This is a genomic window from Fimbriimonadaceae bacterium (genome assembly GCA_019638795.1).
GTDB lineage: Bacteria > Armatimonadota > Fimbriimonadia > Fimbriimonadales > Fimbriimonadaceae > JAHBTB01.
Map to the genome: position 1 here is coordinate 395,889 of JAHBTB010000001.1, position 25,730 is coordinate 421,618.

Consider the following 25,730-nt stretch of genomic DNA (forward strand, 5'->3'; position numbering starts at 1 on the left):
TTATAATCAGGTCAAGATGGTGATCGGACTGCTGCTCTTGGCGACCAAGGGCGACACGGTGGACCAGACGTTGCTCCGGGTCGCGGCGGTGCACGAGGCGCTGGGCACGGCCGTCTTCCGGGCCGACTCCAAGTCCGTCGTCGACGGGGTTGCCCAGTCGGTGCGCTACGAAGTCAGCTACATGCGGCCCGGCGACTTCACGATCAAGCAGACGACCCTCGGCTCCGCCGACCCGGTCCGCATCCTGAGCAAGTCCGGGAACAGGCTTCTCGTCTTTGACCCGCGCACCAAACAGTACGCCCGCCGCATCTTCAAGGGCGAGGTGGGCATCGTCGACGCCGTCGGGGCTTCGGGGTTCCAAATCGACCCCTTGGTCATCGAGATGATCAAGCCGGGCGGGATGGGCGAATGGGTCGAGCAGTTCAAGCAACTCCGCAACTGGAAGCTTCAACCCACCGGGCCGAACTGGAAACTGACCCTGACGGGCGGCGCCGGAGAAGCCACCATCGACGTCCAAGCCGCGACAGGACGGCTCGCCGGACTGCACGCCAAGGTGGGCAGTAAGACGACCGACTGGACCATCACCTACCCGTCGGGCAAACACGCCGCGTTCCGCACGCCGAGCGGTTCATACGAGGTCGCCGAAATCGACCCGTCGCTGCTCAATCCTACTTACGCCGACTCGGAAGCCCGTCGTGCGATTGAGAAGGTCTTCAGAGCATTTGACCGACCGAAGGCCTTGGCCGTCAAAGTCTCCTCTGGCGAGCGCCAGTACAGCGTCTGGTATCGGCCCGGCGGCATCCGACAGAGCGACGGGAACACCGACTGGAGCCTGGTGAAAGGCGAACTGACCGTGGTCGACCACGCCACCACGTACCGCGGCAAGAGCAGCGTCCGCGAGACCATCGACCGGCTGCCCCAGACCCGGAGCCGGGTCGAACCCTTGACCAGGGCGCTCATGAAGGGCCAGAACTATTTCCGACTTCTACTCGGTTCGGGTGAGCGCGTGAAGACTTCGGGCAAAACCCAGATCGAGGGGTCTGAGTGCACCATCCTCACCGCCAACGGGAGGGTCGCCGAGACCACCTTGATCGTCCGCGACCGCGACGGGTACGTCCTCAGTCTTTCCACCCGGCCGCTGGGTAGCGGCAATGTGACGGGCACAGACACCTCGTTTTCTTATTTGCCAACGTCCGACGCCGGTGCCCTGAGGGTCTCGGGGACGGGCCGGGAACGTCCGATCAGCGACCTGCGGCTTTCTCGGGACTGATCGTCGCCAGCCAAGACTTGGCGTCGACCAGGGCCACGTCCGGCTCGCCGTAGCGAGGGGTCGGGGCGACCTTGTCGGGCACGAGCCCGTGCCCTTCCAGGCGGAGTCCGCTGATCGTCACGTAGTCGGTGAGGGGGTACTGCAGCCAGAACCCTTTGCCACGAGGGATCTCGGTGAGGATGGAGGCCAAGACCGCACCGGCCGTCTTGGTGCCGAAGAGCTCGGAACCCTTGATCTCCTTGAACGCCGCGGCGAGCATCTCGGAAGCGCTGCCCGTGCCGCCGTCCACGAGGACGGCGACCTTCCCGGTGAACTTGGGCTGGGTCGTCAGCATGGCCCGGACGTTGGGGCGGGAGGCGGCGGCGATCGCGACGACGTCGTCAGTCGGCGGGTTGTCGCGCTCGTACATCGTCACCAGGTTCCGGGTCACAAAGGTGCCGAGGGGCTCCTTCTCGCGGTCGAAGAAGAACGCGGCAAGGTGGAGCAGGTTGGCGACCCGCCCGCCGCCGTTGCCACGCAGGTCGATGACCAGGCTCTTGGCACGGGACGCCTCGCCCATCAACTTGTCGACGCGGGCCTGGTTGTAGCCAACGTCAAAGGTGGGTATCCGCAGCACGGCGACATTGCCTTCCCAGGTCAGGGTCTCGGGCACGACCGCGACGTAATCGCGCCGGGTGACCCGGAAGGACAATTCCTTGTCACCCCGCTTGACCTTGATGTTCGAAGTGGATCCCTTGGCTCCCTGGAGGTCGGGCTGCTGACGGACCTTCTTCCCGTCGGACTCGAAGATCAAGTCACCGGGCTGCAGGCCGACTTCGGAGGCCGGAGAGTCCTCGAAGACGTTGACCACGCGCAGGCCGTCCTCCTCAATCTGGATCATGATGCCGATCCCCGCCCGGGTCTGGGTGGTCCGCTGGGTGCCGAACTCGGGGGGAAAGAGGCTGATGTGGCTGAGGCCGTACTGACGCATCGCCCGGCTGACCGCCAAGGCGAACTCGCTTTCGGTCTTGGCCTTCTCAATGGCGTCTTTCTGGCTCGCCAAGATCGTGTCGAACTTGGTGAAGTCCACGCCGGGGACAAACGCCTGACGGCTCAGGACCTCTTCGACCCGCTTGATGACGACCGCCTTGTCCTCCGGCGTGATCGTCCGTGCCTGGTCTCGCCCCTGCTGGGCATAGGCAAAGGGAGAGGCGACGGCCAGCGCGAGCATGAGGGCGCTGACGGCGGATCGGTGGCGGCTCCAGTCCATAGTTGTCTCAGGCCTTACTTACTGTCCATTGACGCCGGAGAGTGCCGGCCGGTTCGACAGGTCCGTTCGCAAGACAGTGTGGACCGATTCTGGCCCGGCGCGCCTGCGAGGGGTCGGTAATCTGGGGAATGTGCTGGAGAGGTTCGCCACCCACCTTCAGGATTCCGGCTTGGTGCCGCCTGGTTCCCGGGTCGCCGTGGCTCTGTCGGGCGGCGCCGACTCGCTGTGCCTCCTCCACTTGACCGTGCGACTGGGCCTCGACGTGGTCGCCCTGCACCTGGACCATGGGCAGAGGCCGGAGTCGGCGGACGAGGCCCGGAGGCTGGGCGAGTTTTGCGACCGGCTGAACGTCCCGTTTGCCTCGGGACGGGCCGACGTCCCCGCGCTCGCCGAGGCCTACAAGGTGGGCGTCGAGGAAGCGGGGCGGACCGCCCGGTACGACTTCTTCCGCCAAGCCGCCTACCGGACGGGGTGCGACCTCGTCGCCACCGGCCACACCCGGGACGACCTCGCCGAGACCGTGCTGTTCAACCTGGTCCGGGGCACGGGCATGGCGGGATTGGCTGGCATCCCAGCCGTCCGGGACGGGATCGTCCGCCCCCTGCTCCCCTTCACCCGCGCCGAGACCCGTGCCTATTGTCACCGCCAAGGCCTGGAGCCGCTCGAAGACCCGGGCAACCTTGACTTGCAGTTCTCGCGTGTCCGCATCAGGCAAAACGTCATGCCCGAGTTGGAGCAGGCCCATCCCGGCGCCGCGGCGAACATCGCCCGCACCGCAAAGGTCGTCGGCGAAGAGAGCGCCTTCCTCGACAGCATGGCCGCCGCCGTCCTTGAGAAGGCCGAGACGCCACTGAACGGCCCCCTCCGCTTCCTGACCTCTGAAGTCGAGGTGGCCCTCGACCTCGGTGTTCTCCTTAGCCACCCCGACGTCCTGGTCCGCCGGGGCCTGCGCTTGGCGGCGGCCGTCCTGGGAGCGAGCCTGGACCACGGCCAGACCGAGACCTTGCACCTTGGCGTCCGCTGCACACCAAGCGGCTCGGTCACCAGCGACGGGGGCCGGGTCGTCGCCCAATGGTCGGGCGACAGGCTCCACTTTGCCCGCGCCGACACCGACGGCCCGTTCCGGTTCAACCTAGCGACCCCGGGAATCACCGAAAGCGACGTCTTTGGCTGGCAGATCACCGTCCAGCCTTGGCCGCCCGCCGACTTGCTGCGTGACCCCGACAACCTGGACGTGGCGATGGACGCGGCGAAGCTGCATGGCGGCCTTCACTTCCGGAGCACCGACCCGGGCGACGCCATGGTCCCCCTGGGGATGACGGGGAGCAAGTCAGTGGCCGACATGATGCGGGAAGCCGGCTTGACCGCCAGTGCGCGGCGGCGCCTGCCCGTCGTCTGCGACATGGTCGGTGCCGTGTGGGTACCCGGATGTCGTATAGCGGAACGGGTCAAAATAACCGATACGACCGCTAGGGCCTTTCGCCTGACGTTTGGGCCGCTCGACTTGGGCAGGCGTCAGGAAGAACAGGAACGGACCGCAGGCGCTTAGCGTAAGCTAAAGCTAGTCCTCGGACCGGCGGACAAGGTGGAAGTTTGAACAACAAGGGTGTGCGAGCGATTCTGGTGATGGTGCTGGTCGTCATCGGCGCAATGGTGCTGTTGCAGACCATGGCGACCGGTGGCGGGCCGTTGTCCTTGGCCCCGTCGGCCCCGGAAGACTTGTCGTTGAGCGATTTCACGCAGAAGGTCAACGAAGACACGATCAAGGAAGTCAACTGGCAGCAACAGATCATCTCCGGCGACTATGGGGTCGACGGGAAGAAGACCAAGTTCACCGTCTACGCGGTGTCGAGCGACTCGCCCGCCGGCGCAGACCTCATCCAACTCTTTGACAAGAAGGGCGTCAAGTACAAGATCAACGGTGCACCTCCCACGGCGGCCCTCATCCAATTGGCCGGGCTCATCCTGCCGGTCATCTTGATCGGCGGGTTCATCTACTTCATGATGGTGCGCCAAGCGCAGGCCAGCGGCAACCAAGCGATCAACTTTGGCCGTAGCCGGGCGAAGCGGGCGGGCGAGAACACCCCGAAAGTGACCTTCGAAGACGTCGCCGGTATCGAGGAAGCCAAGGAGGAACTGTACGAGGTCGTCGACTTCCTCCGCAACACCAAGAAGTATGTCGCCCTCGGGGCCAAGATCCCGAAGGGCATCCTGCTCACCGGCCCTCCAGGCGTCGGCAAGACGCACCTGGCCCGCGCCATTGCCGGCGAGGCTGGAGTGCCGTTCTTCCACATCAGCGGCTCGGACTTCGTCGAGATGTTCGTCGGCGTCGGCGCCGCACGTGTGCGTGACCTCTTCGACACCGCCAAGGCGCACCGCCCTTGCCTCATCTTCGTCGACGAAATCGACGCGGTGGGCCGGCAGCGCGGGGCCGGGCTCGGGGGCGGCCATGACGAACGCGAGCAGACTTTGAACCAGTTGCTCGTCGAAATGGACGGCTTCGACCCCAACACCGGCGTCATCTTGATCGCGGCGACCAACCGACCCGACGTCTTGGACCCTGCCCTGCTCCGGCCCGGCCGGTTCGACCGGCAGATCGTGGTCGACGCCCCTGACGCCAAGGGACGCGAAGCGATCCTGAACATCCACGCCAAGGGCAAGCCGTTCGACTCGGCCGTCGACATGGGAGTGCTCGCCAAGCGCACCCCCGGATTCACCGGCGCCGACCTCGCCAACGCACTGAACGAGTCGGCCCTGCTCGCCGCACGCCGCAACAAGCAGCGGATCACGATGGCGGAGCTTGAAGAGGCCCTCGACCGGGTGATGATGGGCCCGGCCCGCAAGAGCCGCGTCATGAACTCGGACGAGCGCAAGGTGACCGCCTACCACGAGGCGGGCCATGCGATCATCGGCGAGTTGCTTGAGCACTGCGACCCGATCCACAAGGTCACCGTCCTCCCGCGGGGCATGGCCCTCGGCGTCACCATGCAGTTGCCCGACGAGGACCGCTACACCACCAGCCGGAGCGAACTGATCGACGACATCACCATGCTCTTGGGCGGTTTGGTCGCTGAAGAGGTGGCCTTTGGTGAGCGCTACACCGGCGCGGGCAACGACCTGGAGCGGGTGACCCGCATCGCCCGTGCGATGATCATGCAGTTCGGCATGAGCGAGAAGCTAGGCTCGCTCGCCATCGGCCGCCGGAGCAGGAACCCGTTCTTGGGCCGGGAAATGGCCGAGGACCGGGACTACAGCGAGGACGTGGCCCGGCAGATCGACGAGGAGGTCCACCGACTCGTCGCCGAATGCCACAGCCGCGCGACCCAAATCCTGACTTCGCACAAGCAGACGATGGACCGGCTCGCCGAGGCCCTGTTGGAGCGCGAGACCCTCGACCGCGAGGAGTTCTTGGCGGTGATGGAGGGCAAGGAGCTCCCGCCCCTGCCGGTGCCGCCCAGTGCACCGCCGCTTCCCAACGCGGACACACCGAAAGACAAGGCGCGGCCGACCCAACCGACCCAACTGGAACCAGGCACGGCCTGACCCTAGACCAGCTTCCACCCGCGTCCGGTATATTAGGCCAGACGCGGGGGCAGTCGGATTGGCATGAGCGTCCAAGTTCTGTACCAAGAGGGATTCCAGCTACGTTGCGACGGGCGATATCGTGAGGCGAAGGTGAAGCTGGAGCAGGCCCTGAGTCTTGACCCCGGCCATGCCGACTCGTTGTGGCAGTTGGGCCTTGTGCAAGGCTTTGAAGGTGACTTTGACGGGTCTCTCGCCACGCTGCAGAAGGTGGTCGAAGCCAATCCCAACCACGTCAACGCCCGGTTCGACCTTGGCATGACCATGACGATGCTCGGCATGCAAGACGAAGCATGCGCCCAGTTCCGCGAGGTCGTCCGGATCCAACCCGGACACGAGAAAGCGAAGCAACAGCTCGTCTATTGCCCGTGAGGCGATGAAGCGCCCCTTCCCCTGGACTTGGGCGTTGCTGGCCCTGATACCGCTGGTCCCCCTGTGGAGGTGCGTGTTCCTAGGCGAGGTGGTCGGCCCGTGGGACCAGATCAGCCACTTCTGGCCGTTCCAACCGCAACCGCTCCGAGGCTCGTGGGACGTGTTACAGGCCGATTCGGCCCTGCAGTTCTACGGCTGGCGGGACCTTGTCTTCCGGGCATGGGGTTCGGGCCAACTGCCACTCTGGAACCCCTACCAACTTTGCGGTTCGCCCCTCCTTGCCAACTCACAGTCGGCGGGCTTTTATCCTCTGCACATCTTGATGGGGGTGCTCCATGTGCCGACCGGAGTGGCGATCACCCTCCTTGCTTGGTTCCATTTGGCGTGGGCGGGCTTCGGCGTCCGCTATCTCGCCCTTCGGTGCGGCGCCCAGGAGACCGGGGCGAGCCTGGGTGGGGTGTTCTTCGCCTTGTCGGCGTTCACGCTGGGTTGGTTGCCCCTGGCCAGCGTGCTCACCACCGTGGCATGGATCCCCTGGGTGCTGGGGACCGGCCTCTCCCTCTTTGAACGGCCGACCCCGCGCGGTGCCGCCGCCCTAGCGGGCTGTGTCGGGATGATGGCCCTGGGTGGACACGTCCAGTTCATGTTCTACGGGCTGCTCGCCCTCATGGTCGTCGCCGTCCTCAGGCTCGTCACCGCGGCGCGGGCGGCCCAGTCTGCCGGCATGGCGGTGGGCTGGGGCGTCGTCGGCGTGACGGTGGGCCTCGCCCTGGCGTCGGCCCAACTTGTCCCCGTGCTCACATTGTCCAAGGACGGGCACCGCCAAGCCGCCGCGGGCGAGGCGGGATACGCCGCTTACGTCGCGGGTGCCCCCAAACCCTACGAGTTGGCCGGGCTGGTCTACCCGGGAGCCCTGGGGTTCCCGGGCCGGGCCGAGGTGCAAGCCGAAGGCCCGCCCTACCCCCAGCATTGGCCCGCCTCGGCCCGGATCGGGGCGTCCTTCGCCGAGTCGGCCCTCAGCATCGGTCCCGCCGTCCTCCTGCTGCTCGGTGGATTGAGAAAGCGCCGGTCGTGGTTTGTGGCCGGGCCGGTCGCGGCAGCGGGGGTCGTCGGCCTCCTCTTGGCCCTGGGGACTCCCTTGGACGCTGCCCTTTATTTCGGCGTGCCAGGCTGGGCGGCGACGGGTAGCCCAGGACGTGCCGGAGTGTTGTTCGTCCTCGCCGCGTGCACGGTCGCGGCACTCGGATGGCCAGAAGAAGGCGAAGAACCACCTTCTAAGGTGGTGCTTGGTGTCGCGGTGGCCGGCGCGGTGATCACAGTGGCCGCCCTCATGTCCGCTCGAGGCGTCCCCACATGGGCCAATCCTGCCACCACGGTCGAAAGCCTGGTGTCGGCCCGGATGCTCGACGTCTTGCCGACCGCCCTCCTGGGTCTCGTCCTCGCCGGGGTGTTCCTGTGGGCGTTCAAGGCCAAGATGGCCCCCGTCGCCGTCGGCGCCCTGCTCCTGGCCCACCTGGCGACCCAAGTGACGACCGTCGTACCCTCTGGCACCTTGCCGACCCTCAAGCCGGACGTTTCCTTTGACCCGACCCAACGGTATGCCTTCGAGAACAACGGCTGGTCGCTTCTCTTTGCCGTGCCAGGGGCCAAAATGCCACCCGACCTCGCGACGGCGTACCGCGTCATGGACGTCGGCGGTTACGATTCGCTGATGCACCGCGACGCCGTGGCCCTGCTCCACGAGATCGACGGCAAGGACTCCGCTCCTGACGCGAACGGCAACATGATGTTCGTCAAACCGGGCGCGGACGCCGGAAAGCTGGCCGACGCCGGCGTCTCCACCTTGGTCATGGGACGTGAGGCGGACCCGGTCGCACTTCCGGGGGCCAAGGGCGTCCTCGACATGACGGCCGGCGAAGCCAAGGTGTCCGCGCTCCGCGCCGACGGCGTCGACCTGGACGTCATCGGCCCTGCCACCGGGACCGTGAAGTTCCTGAACCTGCCGGGATGGACGGTGACCGCAGACGGACGCACCGCCGCGGCTCCCCATGGCCGTTGGATCGAGATCGGGACGTCGTCGACCGGCCCCGGTAAGGTCGCCTTGCGATACCGGCCCCCCGGCCTCGACCGTGGGTTGATGCTATCCGGCGTGGGCGTCCTCGCCTTGGCCGCCCTCCTCCTCGTCAAGCCAAGGGCAAGTGTCCGCGTGGACCCTGCACCACTTCCCGCCGCGTGAACGTTAGAATGAATGAGGCGACGTCATGGACGCACGACCGATCAACATCCCGGAGTGCCTGACACCAGGCACGTCCGACCACGTCCTTGTGATCTTCAACAACGACGTGACGCCGATCGACATCGTCGTCCATGCCCTCATGCTCGCCACCCAGTGCGGACCGCAGGAGGCGATCGAGGAGACGATGGAGGCCCACGAGAAAGGGTCGGCGGTCGTCCACGCCGGCTCCCAGGAAGTGTGCGAGACCGCAGCCCGCACGATGGAAAGCGTCGGCGTCCGAACCCTGGTCCGCCCAGACTGAACCATACGTCGTACAATAGCCGTAGCGCAAACCGCCTTGGCTTATGCTGGAAACCCTCGACTCGTCGCCGATCACGTCGCCCGACCTAGACCTTGACCAGTCGGCCGTCGCCGAGCCTGATTGGATGGTCGTCGTCTACGACAACGACAAGAACACCTACGAAGAGGTCGTCACCATCCTGGTCCTCGCCACGGGTTGCGACGTCGAAGAGGCCTACATCGAGGCCTGGGAGATCGACCACTACGGCCAGTGTGTGGTCCACCGGGCTTCGAGCGGCGAGTGCCGGGGCGTGGCCGACGTGGTCGCCACGATCGGGATACGCGTCGAAGCCCTGCCCGGCGACTGACGGGACTCCCTACGTCACCGGGTTCTCGACGTAGGCCCCGCCCCGACAGGACTGCAGATATTTCAGCGCATGGACCTGACCAGTCATCTCAAGCTCGTCACGGTAGATCGGGTCGTGCCATCCCTCGATATCGATAGCTCCGGTGAACCCACCTTGTCGTAACACGGTGATGACGTCGGTCCAATTGGTGTCGCCAAAGCCCGGCGTCCGGTGCCAGACGTAGGGCTTGCCCCCGCGCAAGCCTGAGGTCTTCAGGACGTCCCATGCAATCGTCGCGTCCTTACCGTGGACGTGATAAACCCGGTCGACGATCCCGCGCAGTTGGGCGACCGGGTCGATCAGTGAGACCATCTGGTGGCACGGCTCCCACTCCAGACCGATGGAGGTGCTCGCGACCTCGTTGAACATCATGTTCCAGGCCGTCGGGCTATGGGCGATGTTCCACGCCGGTCTGTCCCACGTACCGCCCATGTCGCAGTTCTCAAAGGCGATCCGACAACCTTCGCCCTCGGCCACCTTGGCCAAGTGACCGAAGACCTCCTTGTACTTGGGCATGCTTTGGTCGACCGGCCGGTCTTCCAAGGCACCGGCGAAACCACAGACGACGTCGCAACCAAAGTGCTTGGCGCCCTTGATCAACCTCTCCCAGTCAGCCGCGGTCTTCTCGTCCTGCAGGGGATTGCCGTAGATACCGACACTGCTGATGACCGCCTGGCCGGCGACGATGTCCTGCACCTTCTTACCCGTCTCGGCGAGGTCGATGTCACCCAGGTACTGCCAGTTGGTGAGCTCGAAACTCTCGAACCCGTGGGGCAAGACCTGGGGCAAATAGGTGGTGGCGTTGGCCATGCCCGCCAGGGTGCCGATGCGGATGTCTTGGTGGTTCTCGCGTCCCATGGTTGTCAGCAGGCAGGTTACCAGCGGAGTGCCCCAGGCCCAGGTTCGGCTCTTACCTGGGCCAGGCCCTGGTCACTTTACGACAAGCGCGTTCGCGCCGGTCCGCACGGGATGGGTCGTGCCTCTGATGAACCGGCCCAGCTTGTCCACCACCGCGACGGCCGCGTCGCCGACCACCGCGTCACGGCGGAGCCCGCCGACCTGGAAGGCCGTCGTCTTTCCGCCCGTTTGGACGACCCCGACGACGGAGTAGTCCTTGAGGTCGAACCTTTGCCCCTTGAACGTGAAAGTGTCACCAAAAAACGCCACTCCCGCCTTCTCGAGGACTGGCTTCAAGGCGGGCATCGTGTCTGGGTGACCGACCAACTTGACGTGGTCCAAGTCGTCGTCGACCATCTGGGGCGTACCCTTCTCCGCCCAGTCGGCATGGCGGCTGTCGACAACCGACTTGAACCGCATACTCGCTGCAAATGTCAGCGGTGCGCCTGCTCCCGACCGGCGCGAGGCCAAGGTCCGGCGGTACGGGTCGACCACGACGAGGTCTGGCTTGGCGGCGACAGCGAAGTGCACGGTCCCCTTCGACTCCCTGCCTTCCCCACCGACGGTGAACTTGTGCAGGCTCCCCCCCTTTGCGTCCTCGACCCAGACCTCGAGCGTCATGCGGTAGGGCTGACCGGTGAACTCGTAGTCCAGGGAGACGCGGCCGTCTCCGTACCTGGCGTCGGTGAACTTGACCTCCGGCCAACCCGTCCGGTCAAGCCACTGGCTGAAGAACCACTTCCAGTTGTCGCCCAACGAGCGCTCAAAGTCGTCCCACTCCGAGGGAGTGCCGTTCTTACGGTCGGCCACCCAGTGGGCCAAGGCGCTGTCCATCGCCTCGGGCCCCATCTCCAACTCCAATTGTTGCAAGACGAAGCCACCCTTGCCGTAGCCCAGTTCGGACCCCACCGCACCCTTCTGCGCCCCAGAATCGCGGCATGTCGCGGTGTCCCACAAGCGACCAGGCGACGGATGGGTGAGGAAGGCCCGGTCTTGCTCGACGGCGTTGCCCAGCGACGACCTCCGCGCCGACCGTGGCCCGGCGTAGTCAGCAAACGACTCGTTCCAAAAACTCTTCAGGTAGGTGTTGGAGAGCATGCCGCCGAACCAGGTGTGGCTGGGCTCGTGGCGGTCGTCGTCGGGCAGCCATCCATGCCCATACGTGGCGAAGGAATAGGCTTCGAGGGCACCACCGACATACAAGGTGCTGTCGACGGCCCCCCAGCGTGAGAACGGGTAGCGCCCATATCGTGAGAGGTCCTTGGTCACCTGGGGCATCAACTCCAACTGGAGCCGCATTTCTTCGTCCGTCATCTTGGTCGAGGCGACGAAGAACTCGATTCCATTGACCTTTTTGCGGGCGACTTTATATTTCCCCGCCGAGAAGCTCAGATAGCTCACCGCAAGGTCCATCTTGGTGACGACCGTCTTCTCGCCTCCGACCGTCTTAGACGACACCGGCTCGCCCATCGCCATGACCTCCCAGTCGGCGGGCACGTGGGCCGTGGTGGTGTGAGTGAGAGGCAAACGCCCGGTGTGGAGCCAAAAGTAGTCGTTGGTCAACAAGGCTTCGTCGTCGCGGATCGCCCCGGCAAATCCGAGTTGGTCCACTACCGCGTCGTACGCGACCCGGAACACCGCCGATGGCTCGTGCGGTGTCGGCAGGGCGACCACGCCGCCAGCCTGGGCATAGGGCACGGTCTGTCCTTCACGGGTTACGGACTTGACCCGGTAATTCGGCGATATGCGCAGGAAGAACGAGGGCCCCGCCGTCGCCTCGCGCGAGACTCGGACGTCGGCCACGATGTGGGCGGTGCGCTTGGTCGGCTCGAACCTGATGTCCAGGTCTTCGTGGACGGCCCGGACGCCCAGGACGTCGCTCTCGGGGATGTACCGGGTGAGTTTGCCGTCGGCCCAAGTGAAGACCAAGTCACCGTAGTCTTCGCACGTTTGGGGGCTGGTGAAGACCACGTAACTCTGCCCACCCGCCGGTGCGACCAGCGACAAGGCGTGCCAGCCCTTGCTCCCTCCGCCGTAAGCCCCGTTGACCTTGACCGGGGTAAGGGCCTTGGCCGCTTCGGGGCTCGCCACGGCCCCGATCGAGGCGATGTCGCGCTTGGTCGCCCAGTCGTCGAGTTGGGCGACGTCCGCGCCTGGACGGGCGAGGGAGAGGACGGTGAAGACAGCGACCATGGCCTGTCCAGTTTAGGCGATGGGGACCATGCTTGCGCTCGGTGCCGTCTGGGGGCATAATAGAGACGGACGGCGACGTAGCTCAGTTGGTTAGAGCGAACGGTTCATACCCGTTAGGTCCGCGGTTCAAGTCCGCGCGTCGCTACCATAACAGCCATTCCTCCAACATCATACAAACACCAACTGCCATACCTTAGCCCTGCTATCCCCAGCAGGGCTTTCTTTCTTGAGGAGGGCCCGAAGGGGGATAATAGGCGACCTATGCTGACGATCGACGGCCTCCACGTGTACTACGGCGCCATCCGCGCCCTGCACAACGTGAGCCTGGAAGTAAGGGAGGGCGAAGTGGTCTCGATCATCGGGAGCAACGGGGCGGGCAAGAGCACCCTCCTGCGCACGATCAGCGGCCTCCAGCGGCCGCGCGAGGGCACGATCACATTCATGGGGGAGCAGATCCAAGAGACCTCACCCGACCAGATCGTCCGCTTGGGCATCAGCCAGAGCCCAGAGGGGCGCAAGATCTTCACGAACATGACGGTCTATGAAAACCTCCAGCTGGGGGCCTACATCCGCAAGGACAAAGAGATCGAGGCGGACATGGACAAGATCATGAAGCGGTTCCCCCGTGTCCGCGAGCGCCTGAAACAGAGCGCGGGGACGATGAGCGGAGGCGAGCAGCAGATGCTCGCGATCTGCCGCGCCCTGATGAGCCGTCCCAAGCTCCTCCTCCTCGACGAACCCAGCATGGGCCTGGCCCCGAACCTGGTCACGGAGATTTTCAGCATCATCCGCGACCTAAACGCCGACGGTTGCACGATCCTGCTCGTCGAGCAGAACGCCCACCGGGCCTTGGAGGTCGCCCACCGTGCCTACGTCCTCGAGACTGGCGACGTCGTCCTCAGCGGCGTCGGCAAAGACCTGCTGACCGATCCCAAGGTCAAAGAGGCGTATCTCGGTGGCTGAGGCGGGCACACCGCTCAAGCACGTCCAAATCGTCCCGTTGGCCGAACGGCACATCGGCCCGGTCGTCGAGATCGAAAAAGCGTCCAACTCTGCCCCATGGTCCGAGCGGTCGTTCCGCAACGAACTGGGCCATCCCGACGGCATCTTCTTGGTCATGGAGGGCTCGGGGCGTCCGGTGGGGTTCGCCGCCGGTTGGGTGCTCGCCGACGAACTGCATGTCATCAACGTCGCCGTCGACCCGGCCTACCGCCGCGCCGGCCACGGCCGCAAGCTCGTGGTCGAACTCCTGTTGCACGCCCAAGAGCGAGGGGCGACGTGCGCGACGCTTGAGGTGAGGGCCGGCAACACCGCCGCGTCCAGGCTGTACGAGGCCCTCGGCTTCCATTCCTGTGGTTTGCGAAAGAACTACTACCCGGACAACAAGGAAGACGCGGTCGTCATGTGGATGCACGGACTCGACAAGTGGTCTCCAGAGGGATGATCCGTGTGGTTTCCTGATCATCTGCTTGCCATAGAGACCAGCTGCGACGAGACCGCCGCCGCCGTCGTCCGGGGTCGGACGGTGCTCAGCAATGTGGTGGCGAGCCAGGCGGAGATGCACGCCAAGTGGGGTGGGGTGGTGCCCGAGGCCGCCGCCCGCGCCCATGTCGAGTCGATCATCCCGGTGATCGACGAGGCCCTGTCGTCGGCCGGGCGTCCCGACATCAAGGGCGTCGCCGTCACGAACCGTCCGGGGCTCGTCGGCGCGCTCAGCGTCGGGCTGACCGCGGCCAAGGCCCTTGCGACGGCTTGGGACGTTCCCTTGGTCGGCGTCCACCACCTGGAGGGCCACCTCCTCTCACCGTTCGTCCTCGAAGGCCCCGAGCCGACCGTCCCCGCGCTGGCCCTGACCGTCTCCGGGGGACACACCGAGCTCGTCGCCGTCGACGCCGTTGGCGATTACCGGCTGCTGGGCGAGACCCTGGACGACGCGGCAGGCGAAGCCTTCGACAAAGGTGCCCGCCTCCTCGGCCTTGGCTATCCGGGCGGTCGTGCCGTCCAAGAGTGCGCCAAGCAAGGCGACCCGGCCCGCTACAACCTTCCTCGTGCGCTCCCCAAGGACCCTTACCATTGGAGTTTCAGCGGGCTCAAGACCGCGATGTTGAGACTAGTCGAAGCCGAGGGCGACAAGCTGAGCGTGCCCGACGCGGCGGCCAGCCTACAGGCCGCCGTCGTGGACGCCCTGGCCGGAAAGGTCGCTTCGGTCCTCGACGAGGTCGGCCCCCGCTCGTTCTTTCTTGTCGGCGGCGTGGCGGCCAACCAGTCTCTCCGCGACCGGTTGGCCGGCGAGTGTCGGCGACGCGGCGTCGAGTTTTGGACCCCGAAGATCGAGTTGTGCACCGACAATGCCGCCATGATCGGGGTCGCCGGGTCGTTCCGGCTCGCCCGCGGCGAGCGCGACACCCTGGACCTTGACGTGAAGGCGGGCGACCCCTTGCCGGGACTCCGCTAAACTGCACGTATGAGCGACGATCAGACCCCTCCTCCGGTGAAGAAGCCGATGGCCACCTGGTTGCGCCAGATTGTCCTGACCGGCATTTGCCTGCTCATCATTCTCCTCGTCTTCTGGTCGTCCATGCTCCGGATGGAAAGTGTCCGCCGCAAGGAGCTTTCGCGCGGTGTGGACGCCCTCTCGCCGCTTCTCGCGTCTTCGTTGCTCGAACGCAAACCCGACAAGTTGCGCCAGACCCTCCAGGCCTTGGCCGCCTCGGGCCGCTACGAGCGGGTGACGGTGACCGACGCCCAAGGTGCCGTCATCGCAAGCACCGACCGGACTGTCGAGGGGACGGCCCGGCCCGACTTGGTCAAGGCCCCGACCCCGGCGATGACCGACCTGAAGCAGGGCCGCTACATCATCACACGGGCAGTCAACCTCGGCGAAAGCAATATGATCGGCGCGGTCGAAGTCGTCGTGGTCCCTTAAGCTACTTGCGAGGGTGAGACCGTCGGTAGTCGTCGGCCACGGCTTCGGTGTCCAGTTGGGTGTAGACCTGGGTGGTGTCGATGCTGGCGTGGCCGAGCAGTTCTTGGACGGCCCGGAGGTCGGCCCCACCCTTCACGAGGTGGACGGCATACGTATGTCGCAGCGTGTGGGGGCTGGCATGCTTTTCGACCCCACTCCGGACCAGCGACCGCCGGACCACGTGGTAGGCGGACTGGCGCGTCATGGGGCGGCCATTTGGCCCGATAAAGACTTCGCTGACCGCCTTCTTCACGAGCACGGGCCGCCCTTCCGCCAAGTACCTCTGCAGCCACGCCAGCGTCTCGGCGGGAAGCGGCACCCACCGCACCTTGCCCCGCTTGCCCAGGACCATGACGGCCTGGTCTTCGGGCCTGACCTCGCCCACGCGGAGTCCGCAGGCCTCGCTGACCCGCAGGCCACCGCCATAGACAAGCTCCAAGAACGCCCGGTCGCGTAACGAGACCGCCGTGTCGCCGGGGGCCGTGGCCAGGATCTTCTCCATGTCATCCCAAGAAAGGGCCTTGGGAAGCCGCTTGGGTGACCGGATTCCCGCGGCCGACGGCAGCGGCCCCTCAGGTCCCCGCCCTTCGCGCTTCAACCACTTGAGCAGCGATCGGAGGCTGCTGACCCGCCGGCGGGCCGTGGCCGGAGCGACCGGCGGGGCCAGGGAGGCCTGGTAGCGGAAGAGGTCGTCAGGCCCCAAGTCGGCCCAAGAGCCCTTGCCCAAGCGCACAAAGAACCCTTCGGCCACGGCCAAGTCGTTCGTGTAGGCCGTCAGGGTGTGCCGGCTGGCGCCGCGCTCGAACTCGAGGTGGTCGAGGAAGCGGCGGGATTCCCTTCGATAAGCGTTTTCCTTTTCCACACGTAAAGGGTAGGACGGATGTACATGAGGTCTTCGACGCTCGGCCCACCGGGCGCGAATACCTGCTCTTCAACGTAGTCTTGGGTTAGGGCCCGGACGAACTCCTTGTAATCGTCCACTTGAGACTGGAACGCGGATGGTACGGCCTTCAGGTCGGTGAGGCGGTCAAGGTTGTCGCGTTCAAAGCTACTGTAGACGATCCGGTCGGGCTTGAGCTCGGTGACAAGCCGGGCGTCCCAGGGTTTGCGGGCGGTAGGGTTGTCCGGCACGAACTGGAGGATGCGCGGGCTCTCCACCGCCTGTTGGAAGTCCAGGCGCTTCTGGAACGAGACCCCGCGGGAAAGACTGACCTCGGGGAATAGGGTCGGCGTGTAGAACCAAGCGTCGCTGACGAGACCGAGCGTGCCGCCCTTCTCCTTCAATTCCTTGCCGACCACGTCGCGCGGGTCGGGCGAGGCCATCCATGAAGTCCATGTCGCCGCGGCGTTCAGCCCGCCGCCGGCGATACCGGCAAGCCCCAAGATCGGCAATAGGTTGGCGGTGCGCCACCTGGTTTCGGGATTGGTGTGGAACCGGTCGAACACCCAACCCACCCCGACCGCCAGCACCGGGACCAGGGGGAGCACGTACCGGAAGAACTTCACCTCCGCCCGGCCGATGAGGAGGTAGTACACCACGGCGAAGACGAGCAGGACGCCGAGCCAGGCGTGCTTGCGCACGCACCCCCAGACCAGGCCACCGGCCCCGAGGACGGTGAGCAAGAAGCCGAAGCCCAGAAACAAGTTGGCGAGGTGATAGCCAAAGCCGCTGGACGTCCCGGCAAAGACAAGCCCGTGTCCTTGTGACGTGTGCGACAACTCAAAGGAGAAGTCTCGTTGGAACGCCTGGGGTTCCAGGAGTGCCCCCGGGGTCGTGACGAAGAACACCGCGACCGCCGCGGCCAAGGCCGCCCCAAACGTTTTGGCCGCCCATCCCCATCCTTGTCCGCCGCGCGCCCACACGACGACCGGAACCGCCAACCCGACCAAGGCCAGCGCGCCGTTGTACTTGGTGCCTGCCGCCAAGCCCGCGCAGACACCGGCGTACAAGGCGTGGCGCATGAGCGCCTTACCGTCGGGAGTCCCACCGTCGGGCGGCAGCATCCGGGCCGCCCAGTACAGCGACAAGACGACAAAGAACGCCCCGAGGACGTCGACCGTCGCAAACCGGGAATGGACGACGTGCCCGGGCGCGACCGCCACGGCCAAGGCTCCGGCGAGCGCGGCCAAGTCGTGCACCCGACGATAGAGGAGGGCGAAAACCACGAAGACGGCCCCCGCACCGGCCAACGCGCTGACCCAGCGTCCGACGAGGATGTGCCGGGCCCGCACGGCCGCGGCGGCTGCGGGCGTCTTGACTTCGCCAGGCGGGGCGTACCCGTCGGCGACCATCGCGCCGACCCTTGCCAGGGTCAGATAGAACGTCGGGTAGTTGTAAAAGCCGGTGGTGAACTTGCCTGCCGCCGGGTTGACCTGCTGGCTGACCGCGATGTTCAGGTCTTCGTCGGGGTGCAGGCTGGTGTAGCGGTCGGCCGACGGCAGACCCCAATCTATGCCGATCAGTCTGAAAACGAGCGCACCGACAAAGAGCGCCAGGCCCCAGCGGGTCAGTTTGGGGTCGAGTCGCTGGAACCAGGCGAGCACGGGGGGATGATATCCGTTATCGGTCGGCCCGTTTCAGGCTGCTCTCCCCGGTGATCTGCTCTTCGACGGCCGGCTGGTCGCCCAAGCGGACCAGATACAGACTCCAGCTTCCCTTCGACTTGGCGGTGGCCCGGATTGTCGCGAACGTCTTGGGGTCCAGGTCAAATGTGAGGGTGGAGTCCATTTTCAGCTTGAACGCCTTCAGCCCCGACTGACCGGGCTTTGCTCCGAGGAGTTGGTCGATGAACGGGGCCGCGTCCGTGTCTAGGTGCACGGTGGCGGTCACACGCTCGACCTCTTGGCCCTTGCTCTGGGTCCTGCCCTCGTACTTATAGGTCATGTCCAGACGCTGCACCGCCTGCTTGCCGTTGCCACCCTTGAGGGCTTGGGGCTGGTAACTGACCGTCCGCTTCCAGGTCGCCCCCGGCTTGACCTCTTCAAACGGCAGCTTCGGGTTGAACTCCAGGCTTGTGTCGAGCGAGTTGATCCACAAGGCGAGGCGATACAGCTCGCCTTGGAACCCGGACAACGCCTGTGCGGTGGCCGGACTCACCGGCATTCCGGCGTATCCCCGCAGCAGTTTGTCCGTCCCGCCTTTCTTGCCGTCGATCTTGGTCACGTCGGTGATCTCGTTGATCGGCGACATCGTCATGGTGAAGGCGAGATCGACCTTGTCCGTCTTTGACTTCGGGGGTGAGGCCGCTGTCTCGCCCTGGATCTCCGTCATCGTGGGCCGGTAGTACTCGATCGTCGCAAAACCGGTCGGCTTGACGTCCTTGAAGACAACTTTGGAGTCGTAGTTGATGTCCAGTTCCTCGGGAATCCCGATGGGTTGGTTGTATTGGGAGTGCTCGACGAGGATGTGGGAACGGACAGAATAGTTCACCGTCTCGCCCTTGGTGAACTTACGTTGCAACTCAATGTCGCCCTGGTTGAGGAGGGCGGCGATGGCGACCGCGGTGACCATAGGTTGAACCAGTGTAACAAACGCCGGGCCCGTCACCGGGCCCGGCGTAGGGTCTTCGGCCCCTAGGTCACTTCGTCAGTTGCTTGGCGATGACCATCCGCTGGATCTCGCTGCAACCCTCACCGATCTCGGTGAGCTTGGCGTCGCGCCAGAGTTTCTCGGCCAGGAAGAAGCGGGTCATACCCCTTCCTCCATGGATCTGGACGGCGTTGTTGGTGCACCGGTTGGCCGCCTCGCTCGCAAAGAGCTTGGCCATCGAGGAGATGGAGACGACGTTCTCGCCCCGGTCGTACATGGCGGCGCCGCGATAGAGGAGCAACTTGGCCGCCTCGACGTCGGTGGCGTTGTCGGCCAACATGTTCTGGACGCTCTGCATGTCGCACAACCGACGGTTGAACTGTTCGCGTTGCTTGCTGTATTCGACCGCCAACCGGGTCGCCTGTTCGGCGATACCCACCGCCATCCCGGCGATACCCAGTCTGCCGCGATACAGGAGGCCGATGGCCTGGTCAAACGTGCACGGCGTGTGCCATGCGCGGGCGTTGTCGAGGGTGAACCGCACCGTGTTGCTGGCCTTGACGCCGACGGTGTGGATGCGCTCGACCACCTGGAACCCGGGCTGGTCGGTCTCCAACAGGAACGCGCTGAGCCCACCTTCGCCCATGCGGGCCATGATGACGATCAGGTCGGCCCGGCCACCGTTGGTGATGAACATTTTTTCGCCGTCCAGCCTCACCCATCCCGGTTCGCCTTCGAGCGGGGTCGCGACCGTCTTCACCCGGCGGGCGTCGGAGCCCGCGTCAGGTTCGGTCAGGCCCCAAGCCATACGGATCTCGCCCTTGCGGGCCCCGGCGAGATACTTGGCGCGTTGCACGTCGGTGCTGAAGTGGACAAGGTGCCCCAGGCACAGGCCGTTGACGGCGGCGACGTTCATCGCGAGGGCGGGGTCGCCCGTCGCCAGGAGCCGGATGCAGTCGACGTAGACCCGGCACGACCATCCCGGCCCGCCCAGTTCCTTCGGCACCGCCAGGTCCAGTAAGCCGGCGGCGCCAAGCTTCTGCCAGATGTCGTCGGGGAACGCGGTGGCGTCTTCCCAGTCGCGGGTGAAGGGCGCGACCTCGCGGGCGACGAACTCTTCGACCTTGCCCAGGAAGTTCGCCTCGGCAGGGGTCAGCGCGGGGACAAGCGCGTCGGACTCCGTTGTCAGGACAGTGCTCATAAGGTGTCAGTGTACTTGTCGGCCGACCCGCTCTCGTCATCAGTCCTTGACGAGGCCCAAACGCGCCTATGCGCCGCCGACCGCCTTGCCGACGAAGTTGATCGCCACCGACACCACGTAGGCGAGCACCGTCATGTAGGTGAAGGCAAAGGCCGCCCACTTCCAACTGCCGGTCTCCCGGCGGATGGTCGCCAGCGTCGCCATGCACTGGCAACACAAGGCGAAGAAGACCATAAAGCTGACCGCGCTCCATGGGGTGACGAGCGGCTTGCCGTCGGGCCAGGTCGCCCGGGCGATGGACTTTTCAACCGTGTCCTGGTTGTCGGTGTCCCCAGTGCCAAAGAGGATGCTCATCGCGGGCACCACGACCTCGCGGGCCGGGAACGCGGCCAGTACCGCGGTGGTGAGGCGCCAGTCGAATCCGGCCGGGCGGAAGGCTGGCTCAAGCGCCTTGCCAAAACGGCCGAGGGCAGAATCCTCGCGCTGCCGCTCGGCGAGATAGTTCTCTTCGCTCACCGACTGCTGCCGGGCGGCAGGAAGCTGGGCGTACTCGGCCTTGTAGGCCGACTTGTCGCCACGCGGGAACTCCAGCAGGGCCCACATCGCGACTGACATGACGACGATGATCGTGCCGGCGGTCTTGACAAAGACCTTGACGCGGCTTTGGATCGTCAGCCAGATGTCACGGCCCTTGGGCCGTTGGTAACGCGGCAGTTCCAGCATGAAGGGCAGGCGGCGACCCTTGAAGACGCCCTTGTTCAGCACAAAAACCGTCGGGATCGCAAAGGCCATGCCGACAAAGTGCATGGCAAACAGGGCGAAGGCGGCCCAGCCCGGCCCGAACTTGGGCGCGATCACCGCGCCGATCATGATCGTGTAGACCGGCAGGCGGGCCGAGCAACTCATCAGGGGGGCGACGAGCGACGTGAGAAGTCGGCTCCGTTGGTCCGGCATGACCCGGGCCGCCATGATCCCAGGGACGGCGCATGCGAAGCTGCTCAGCAGGGGGATGAACGCACGCCCGTTCAGGCCGCACCATCCCAGCAGCCGGTCCATCAGGAACGCCGCGCGGGCCAGATATCCCGTGCCCTCGAGGATCGATATCCACAAGAACAAGATCGCGATCTGAGGCAGAAAGACCAGCACGGCCCCGACCCCGTTCAGGATCCCGCCGACGACCAAGGACTGCACAAACGGCCAGGGGGCGAGCACCTTGGACACCAAGTCGCTGACCGTGTCCACCCCAAGCTGGATGAGGTCCATGAGCGGCGGCGCGGCGACGTAGATCGAATAGAAGACGCCGTACATGACGGCCAGGAAGATGAACAGACCGAAGACACGGTGGGTCAGCCAGACGTCGAGCCGGTCGGACCACCCACGCCGGTTCGGGTCTAGGTCGCCGACGACCTCGCGGCGCACCCGGCTGGCCCACGCGTACCGTGCCTGGGCGTCCACCGTCTTTCCTCTGGCATGGGCCCCGAGGACGGCCGTCCGCGCATCGTCGATCGCCTGCTTGAGTTCCGCCTGTTCGATAAACCGCTGGTACGTGCTGCAATGCTCCTCCAAGATCACGCAGCGCGCCTCCTTCCGCGTCAGTTCGACCCCCCCGCGGCTGAAGGTCTCGACCAGGCCGTCCGCGGCGTCCATGACGACCTGGGGAAAACCCAGGTCGATGCTCGGGACGTCGGGGTCGTCGACCGCGTTGTAAACCGCTTCCCGCAGGTCGGCGACGCCGACGCCTTTATGGGGGACGATGGGCACCACAGGGACGCCGAGCATGGAGGACAACTTGATGAGGTCGACGGCCCGCTGGTCACGGGCGAGCACGTCGGTCATGGTCAGGGCGACAATGGTCGGCTTCTCCACCTCGACCACCTGGGAAAAGAGGAAGAGGTTCCGCTCGATGTTCGTCGCGTCCATGACGTAAACGAGCAGGTCGGGCGCGTCGGGCCCCTCGCCGCGCAAGACGCTGGTGGCCATCTGCTCGTCCACCGAGACCGGTTCGACGCTGTAGAGCCCGGGCACGTCGACGACGTTGAATTCCGTGCCCTCGACGGTCATCTTCCCCGTCACCCGCTCAACGGTGACACCCGGGTAGTTTCCCGTCTTCTGCCGGGAACCGGTCAGGGCGTTGAACACACTGGTCTTGCCGGCGTTGGGGTTGCCGACCAAGGCCACCGTCACGGTGCCAGTGGGTTGGGTGGTAAGCACGTCACTCCACGCATTCGACCCGGAGGCACTCGCACTCGCTGCGACGCAGACAGAGTTTGTAGCCTCGTAGGTTGATCTCGACCGGGTCACCGAGGGGTGCGACTCTGGTCACCGTGAACTCGGCGTCGGGCGTCAGCCCCAGCTCAAGCAAGCGGCCACAGAACGGGGCACCCTCCGTCACCCCGGCAATACGGACGTGCATGCCTTTTTTCAGCTTGTCAAAAGTGAGGATTTCCGGCATCGACGTCCATGTGTGATGGTACTTCAGATGCGTCCGTCTGTCTGCCTCAATGGGGCCGAATGTCAGCCACCAAGGAACTTCGTCACGTCTTTGCCGTTTGCTTTCAAGTCCTGGATGACTTTTTTGACGGTCGCCATGTCCAAATCATATTTTTCACGCGCGACTTTCTCGCCTAGCTTGATCGAAACGTCGAACGTGTAGGTGACCTCGACAAAGTTGGTGGCGTCTCCCGGCCGGTTGCTGAACCGTTCGCGAAGTTCGTACTTGGCGATCTCGAACTGGGGCGTCACCGCCATGCGCCAATGCCCGGCGACATAGGTGCCGACCGGCTTGTAATCACCGCCGATCCAGGTGACCTCGTTGCCGTTCACCTTGTCCTTCCCTTCGGTTTGGAACGAGCCCCATTGGTTGCGGAGGAACTCCAAATGCTCCTTGCGGGAGAAGGCGATGTCGAGGGGAGGGTTGTCGGCTGTCGGCAGCAAGGGTCGGAACAGACCGAACAAGTCGGGCACGGTGCGCAAATACCCGTCGTCACGCCGCACCGTGTCGAGGATCGGGGTCGGGTCGGCACGCAAGCCCACGACTTGCCTTGCCAAGGGCGCGTCATAGAGCACCAAGCGTCCGTCGCAGGCCGCCTTGTACGTCCAGCCACCGGGGCCGGTCTGGGATTGGGTCACAAAGAGGAGGGACGGCTTCTCGTAAGCAAACTCGGTCTTGATCTCCTTCGAACCCCGCCCGTCTGATATCGTCAGGTTGACGGTTCCCGACGCGGCGACCTGGTTTCGGTACGTCAAGATCACCTTAGACAACATCTCGACGGCTTGGTCGTCCCCACGAAGGACAGAGGCGAGGGCGACTGTGGCGATCAGGCTCATCGGGGTTCCCACTCGACATCGCCGACGCCCTGGTCGCGGTTCGTCCACCGGGCGGCTGTGAACAGCCAGTCAGAGAGCCGGTTGAGATAGGCGACAGTTTCGGGGCGTACCGACTGGTCTTGAGCCCAGTGTACCACTGCCCGTTCGGCACGGCGGCAGACGCTCCGGGCGTGGTGCAGGGAGGCGCCAGCAGGAGTTCCGCCCGGCAAGACGAACCGACGGAGGGCGGGGAGGTCCGCCGTCAGCGCGTCGATCGAGGCCTCCAGGCCGGCGGTCTCCGCCGCAAGGTCGGCCTGGTACCTTGCCCGGTCCTCGGGCGGCGCGGCGATCTCAGCGCCCACCGCAAGCAGGACGGCCTGGGCCTCGGCGACGACCGCCACCACCGAGGGCGACAATCCCTGGGCGCGGGCCACGCCAAGACTACTGTTGAGTTCGTCGAGGGCGCCCAAGGCTTCGAACACCGGGTCCGACTTGGGCAGGCGACGACCGCCGATCAGTCCGGACGTGCCGTCGTCACCTCGGCGCGTGTAGATGTTCAACGCCCCTCGCGGAGCACATGCCACACGAACCGGGGCAACATCTTGACCTTGTGGATCTTCTTGGGGTTCAGCATGAGGCGCCAGGCCCACTCCATGTGCAGCCGCTGGATGAGTTTGGGCGCACGTTTCACTTGCCCGCTGAACACGTCTAGGGAACCCCCGACCCCCATGGCCACCTTGGCCCCGGTGATCGCCTGGGTCCGGAAGATGAACTTTTCCTGCCGTGGGATTCCCATGGCGACAAAGAGAAGGTCGGGCTTGGCTTCAGCGACCTCACGGGCGACAACGTCGTCGTCGGTGGCCGGGAAGTAGCCGTGCCGGGTGCCGACGATGTTGCACCCGGGGTGGCGAAGACGGATTTTCTCCGCCGCCGTCTCCGCGACGCCGGGGGCCGACCCCAAGAAAAAGATGCGGTAGCCCTTCTCGGCGCTCAGCGCGCAGAGGCGGTCGACCAGATCGACGCCGCTGACCCGCTTGACGTGGTGGCCTCGGCGACGCAATGCCCACACCACGCCGATGCTGTCGGCGGTGGCCATGGCCGACCGCAGGTAGATGTCCCGCAGTTCAGGGTCGTCTTGGGCCGCGGCAAGGCCCGATGAGTCGGCCGTCACCACCATCGAACCTGCTGCCGACCCCACCATCGCCTCGATCGCGCTGACGGTGGCGTCCATGCCGAGAAGGGAGACCGGTACACCCAAGACGGGACAGGTGTCCGCAGGTCGTTCTGTCGCTGGCGTCGTGCTGGCCATTGTCGTGGGATCTGACATCGCTATTGTAACCGGGCCCCATCGTTGATGGTCGGTACGTCCGGGGCCCGTTTCCGCGTAGAATGGGGCCACCAGCCATGGCGAAGACGATTCGCTTCCGCATCAGGCGACAATCCGGCAAAGGAGCGCCGGTCCGTTGGGACACGTTTGAGGTGCCGTACCACGACAACGCGAACGTCATCTCGTGCTTGATGGAGATCCGAAAGAACCCGGTGACGACGGACGGGAAGGCGGTCGAACCACCCGCATGGGAGGCGGCGTGTCTGGAAGAAGTCTGCGGCACGTGCACGATGGTCATTAACGGCCGGGTCCGCCAGGCTTGCACGGCGCTGGTCGACGAGGTCGGGGTGGAAAACGGCGACGCCATTGAGATCGAACTCCATCCGATGACCAAGTTCCCCCTGGTGCGCGACCTCATCGTCGACCGCGCCAAGATGTTTGAGAGCCTCATCGAGGTCAAGGCTTGGGTGCCCATTGACGGATCGTACGACCTGGGCATGGCGCAAGCCCAAGACGACGAGGTGCGCAAGTTGCGCTATGAGCTGTCGCGGTGCATGACGTGCGGTTGCTGCATGGAGGCGTGCCCGCAGTACAGCGAGAAAACGACCTTCATCGGTCCGGCCCCCATCGCACAGGCCCTGCTCTTCAACCTGCACCCGGTCGGCAAGACCCTTGCCCCAGACCGGCTCGACGTCCTGACAAGCGAAGAGGGCGTCACCGGCTGCGGCAACGCCCAAAACTGCGTCAAGGTGTGCCCGAACGGTGTCCCCTTGACCCAGTCGATTGCCGAGATCAACCGCCAGACCACGGTGCACAAGTTCAAAAAGTGGTTCGGCCTGACATCCTGACGATTTGGGCCTAATAGGCCTGATGCGGTCGGCTTGGGCGGCGTCTGCATTAGGGAGTACAGTTGAGTG

General features: G+C 65.3%; 24 protein-coding genes and 1 tRNA gene. 13 read left to right on the forward strand and 12 right to left on the reverse strand.

The window, feature by feature from the left end; genetic code table 11:
• Positions 1-16: 16 nt before the first annotated feature.
• Positions 17-1,270, forward strand: coding sequence for a hypothetical protein (locus KF857_01945; protein ID MBX3110745.1), 1,254 nt, complete (start codon positions 17-19; stop codon positions 1,268-1,270).
• Here the strand turns inward: KF857_01945 and KF857_01950 are convergent.
• Complete coding sequence (locus KF857_01950) at positions 1,242-2,519, reverse strand: PDZ domain-containing protein (protein ID MBX3110746.1); 1,278 nt, start codon at positions 2,517-2,519, stop codon at positions 1,242-1,244. The genes KF857_01945 and KF857_01950 overlap by 29 nt on opposite strands.
• A 130-nt stretch (positions 2,520-2,649) precedes the next feature.
• On the opposite strand from KF857_01950, the gene tilS reads away from it, so the two are divergent.
• From tilS to KF857_01980, 6 genes are all read left to right on the forward strand, one after another.
• Positions 2,650-4,068 (forward strand): tRNA lysidine(34) synthetase TilS, encoded by a 1,419-nt coding sequence (gene tilS, locus KF857_01955; protein MBX3110747.1) that lies wholly within the window; start codon positions 2,650-2,652, stop codon positions 4,066-4,068.
• Positions 4,069-4,145: 77 nt separating this feature from the next.
• Positions 4,146-6,062 carry an ATP-dependent zinc metalloprotease FtsH gene (gene ftsH / locus KF857_01960; GenBank protein MBX3110748.1) on the forward strand — a complete coding sequence of 639 codons (1,917 nt, stop codon included), beginning with the start codon at positions 4,146-4,148 and terminating at the stop codon, positions 6,060-6,062.
• Between the two features lie 63 nt (positions 6,063-6,125).
• On the forward strand, positions 6,126-6,473 hold the full coding sequence (locus tag KF857_01965) for a tetratricopeptide repeat protein (protein MBX3110749.1): 348 nt from the start codon (positions 6,126-6,128) through the stop codon (positions 6,471-6,473).
• 4 nt (positions 6,474-6,477) lie between these two features.
• Positions 6,478-8,709, forward strand: a complete 2,232-nt coding sequence (locus KF857_01970) for a hypothetical protein (GenBank protein MBX3110750.1) — start codon at positions 6,478-6,480, stop codon at positions 8,707-8,709.
• A 25-nt stretch (positions 8,710-8,734) separates the two neighbouring features.
• Complete coding sequence (locus KF857_01975) at positions 8,735-9,010, forward strand: ATP-dependent Clp protease adaptor ClpS (protein ID MBX3110751.1); 276 nt, start codon at positions 8,735-8,737, stop codon at positions 9,008-9,010.
• A gap of 43 nt (positions 9,011-9,053) precedes the next feature.
• Entirely contained in the window at positions 9,054-9,356 is a 303-nt protein-coding gene (locus tag KF857_01980; GenBank protein ID MBX3110752.1) for an ATP-dependent Clp protease adaptor ClpS, read from the forward strand.
• A 9-nt stretch (positions 9,357-9,365) separates the two neighbouring features.
• On the opposite strand, the gene KF857_01985 is transcribed toward KF857_01980, so the two are convergent.
• A complete protein-coding gene (locus KF857_01985) occupies positions 9,366-10,253 on the reverse strand; it encodes a sugar phosphate isomerase/epimerase (GenBank protein ID MBX3110753.1) in 888 nt (295 codons plus the stop codon).
• Positions 10,254-10,325: 72 nt separating this feature from the next.
• Positions 10,326-12,485, reverse strand: a complete 2,160-nt coding sequence (locus tag KF857_01990; GenBank protein MBX3110754.1) for a hypothetical protein — start codon at positions 12,483-12,485, stop codon at positions 10,326-10,328.
• A gap of 71 nt (positions 12,486-12,556) precedes the next feature.
• On the opposite strand from KF857_01990, the gene KF857_01995 reads away from it, so the two are divergent.
• The 5 genes from KF857_01995 to KF857_02015 all read left to right on the forward strand — a co-directional run bounded on the left by KF857_01995 (position 12,557) and on the right by KF857_02015 (position 15,411).
• Positions 12,557-12,633: transfer RNA gene (locus KF857_01995), tRNA-Met, on the forward strand.
• Positions 12,634-12,746: 113 nt separating this feature from the next.
• A complete protein-coding gene (locus KF857_02000) occupies positions 12,747-13,448 on the forward strand; it encodes an ABC transporter ATP-binding protein (GenBank protein MBX3110755.1) in 702 nt (233 codons plus the stop codon).
• Complete coding sequence (gene rimI / locus KF857_02005) at positions 13,441-13,929, forward strand: ribosomal protein S18-alanine N-acetyltransferase (GenBank protein MBX3110756.1); 489 nt, start codon at positions 13,441-13,443, stop codon at positions 13,927-13,929. Before KF857_02000 ends, rimI begins: the two co-directional genes overlap by 8 nt.
• Positions 13,930-13,932: 3 nt before the next feature.
• Entirely contained in the window at positions 13,933-14,940 is a 1,008-nt protein-coding gene (tsaD, locus tag KF857_02010; protein MBX3110757.1) for a tRNA (adenosine(37)-N6)-threonylcarbamoyltransferase complex transferase subunit TsaD, read from the forward strand.
• A gap of 9 nt (positions 14,941-14,949) precedes the next feature.
• Positions 14,950-15,411, forward strand: a complete 462-nt coding sequence (locus KF857_02015; protein MBX3110758.1) for a hypothetical protein — start codon at positions 14,950-14,952, stop codon at positions 15,409-15,411.
• 1 nt (position 15,412) lies between these two features.
• Here KF857_02015 and KF857_02020 read toward each other — a convergent pair whose 3' ends face one another.
• The 9 genes from KF857_02020 to KF857_02060 all read right to left on the reverse strand — a co-directional run bounded on the left by KF857_02020 (position 15,413) and on the right by KF857_02060 (position 24,813).
• The gene (locus KF857_02020; GenBank protein ID MBX3110759.1) at positions 15,413-16,312 is read right to left on the reverse strand and encodes a tyrosine-type recombinase/integrase; all 900 of its coding nucleotides are present in this window, start codon (positions 16,310-16,312) and stop codon (positions 15,413-15,415) included.
• On the reverse strand, positions 16,225-17,994 hold the full coding sequence (locus tag KF857_02025) for a phospholipid carrier-dependent glycosyltransferase (GenBank protein MBX3110760.1): 1,770 nt from the start codon (positions 17,992-17,994) through the stop codon (positions 16,225-16,227). The genes KF857_02020 and KF857_02025 overlap by 88 nt, the downstream gene beginning before the upstream one ends.
• A 16-nt stretch (positions 17,995-18,010) precedes the next feature.
• Positions 18,011-18,961, reverse strand: a complete 951-nt coding sequence (locus KF857_02030; GenBank protein ID MBX3110761.1) for a hypothetical protein — start codon at positions 18,959-18,961, stop codon at positions 18,011-18,013.
• A 67-nt stretch (positions 18,962-19,028) separates the two neighbouring features.
• Entirely contained in the window at positions 19,029-20,180 is a 1,152-nt protein-coding gene (locus tag KF857_02035; GenBank protein MBX3110762.1) for an acyl-CoA dehydrogenase family protein, read from the reverse strand.
• Between the two features lie 66 nt (positions 20,181-20,246).
• Positions 20,247-22,364 (reverse strand): ferrous iron transport protein B, encoded by a 2,118-nt coding sequence (gene feoB / locus KF857_02040; protein MBX3110763.1) that lies wholly within the window; start codon positions 22,362-22,364, stop codon positions 20,247-20,249.
• Positions 22,365-22,392: 28 nt separating this feature from the next.
• Entirely contained in the window at positions 22,393-22,632 is a 240-nt protein-coding gene (locus tag KF857_02045) for a ferrous iron transport protein A (protein MBX3110764.1), read from the reverse strand.
• A gap of 62 nt (positions 22,633-22,694) precedes the next feature.
• The gene (locus KF857_02050; GenBank protein ID MBX3110765.1) at positions 22,695-23,507 is read right to left on the reverse strand and encodes a hypothetical protein; all 813 of its coding nucleotides are present in this window, start codon (positions 23,505-23,507) and stop codon (positions 22,695-22,697) included.
• Complete coding sequence (locus tag KF857_02055) at positions 23,504-24,046, reverse strand: cob(I)yrinic acid a,c-diamide adenosyltransferase (protein ID MBX3110766.1); 543 nt, start codon at positions 24,044-24,046, stop codon at positions 23,504-23,506. Before KF857_02055 ends, KF857_02050 begins: the two co-directional genes overlap by 4 nt.
• Positions 24,043-24,813 carry a WecB/TagA/CpsF family glycosyltransferase gene (locus tag KF857_02060; protein MBX3110767.1) on the reverse strand — a complete coding sequence of 257 codons (771 nt, stop codon included), beginning with the start codon at positions 24,811-24,813 and terminating at the stop codon, positions 24,043-24,045. The genes KF857_02055 and KF857_02060 overlap by 4 nt, the downstream gene beginning before the upstream one ends.
• A 77-nt stretch (positions 24,814-24,890) precedes the next feature.
• On the opposite strand from KF857_02060, the gene sdhB reads away from it, so the two are divergent.
• The gene (sdhB, locus tag KF857_02065; GenBank protein ID MBX3110768.1) at positions 24,891-25,661 is read left to right on the forward strand and encodes a succinate dehydrogenase iron-sulfur subunit; all 771 of its coding nucleotides are present in this window, start codon (positions 24,891-24,893) and stop codon (positions 25,659-25,661) included.
• Positions 25,662-25,730 lie beyond the last annotated feature (69 nt).